This is a genomic window from Geobacillus sp. ZGt-1 (genome assembly GCF_001026865.1).
GTDB lineage: Bacteria > Bacillota > Bacilli > Bacillales > Anoxybacillaceae > Geobacillus > Geobacillus thermoleovorans.
The window spans coordinates 1-1,173 of the sequence record NZ_LDPD01000232.1 but is presented as its reverse complement, the minus strand read 5'-3'; the positions used below and the strand labels follow the sequence as shown (position 1 = coordinate 1,173).

Below are 1,173 nucleotides of genomic sequence, written 5' to 3'. Positions count from 1 at the left end.
AAAAGATGTACTTGCACCTGCCCATTAAAGTATGGTAGCTGTTTCTAACTGAACCTGCAATGTAAGCTGTAGGGTTTTGACACGAAAGCACATTGTCGTCGATCCCCCCATGATTTTTGCATGATTGGGAGTCGACGACAGCTTGCCCTCGTTTTCATCCAGCGATCGGAAACAACAGCCGGGCCGCATACACAACGCCTGTAACGGTAATGGCGCTCAACAAGGTCGACACCAACACCGCTTGGGCGGCGTAATCTGGGTGGCAGTCATACTCGAGTGCATACAGCGCCGTATTGCGCGAGCACGGATAGGAACTAGCAATGAGCAACGCCTGAGCCGTCACTCCATCAATTCCTAATAGAAAGATCAAAGACGCAGCCAACAGCGGCGACAAAACGAGACGCCCAAACACACTTGCATACACAAGCGGCGGCAAGGCGTTAAAACGGGTGTAGGCGATTTGCGCTCCCAACGTAAAGAGGGCGATGGCTAAAAACGCGTCGGCAACCCGCCGAAGCGGCGTCCATAAAAATGATGGGATTGGGACGTGAAGCCATCGGCAGACCACACCGAACAACAGCGCGTGAAGAACGGGATTTTTCCATATCTCAGCAGCCCATTTCCCACTTTTCCCGTTTCCTGACACGAACTGATACACTCCATATGTATTGGTCAAGAAGTTTTGAAAAATGGTCACGATGATTTGAATCGTCGCCCCGAGCGGATGTTGGTGAAACACCAGCTGGCTGACAGGAATGCCGAAGTTGCCAGAATTGTTCAGCACAACCGTATTTTGAAACACCGCTGCCATACTTCGCTCCAGTTTGAATAGTTTCGCCATGATCCTACTCAAAACCATCAGCCCGCCGTTTTGCAACAGAAGAAACCCTAAGATAGCCGCTAACACCTTTCCATTCAACTCACTGTCGTACACGTTGATGAATGCGACTGCCGGCAGCAGGACATACATGTTCAATTTGGATAATGTATTGAGGTCAAGACGAAAGAAACGGTGAAGCCCTGCTCCCAAGCCGACGATCAGCAACATCGGAATCATGACTTGAAGCAAGATACTCACAAAAATGTACAAGATGTTTTCCCCCGCTTTCTTTATGCATACGGAAGCCGCTATTCTCTGAAACGGATCTCGCTCATCCTCCCTCTAGAAATGTT

Annotated in this window: 1 protein-coding gene; it reads right to left on the bottom strand. The window is 49.5% G+C overall.

The features are described 5' to 3' along the window. Positions 1–154 precede the first annotated feature (154 nt). Entirely contained in the window at positions 155–1,057 is a 903-nt protein-coding gene (locus VU18_RS16925; RefSeq protein WP_369793590.1) for an AEC family transporter, read from the bottom strand. Between the last annotated feature and the right edge of the window lie 116 nt (positions 1,058–1,173).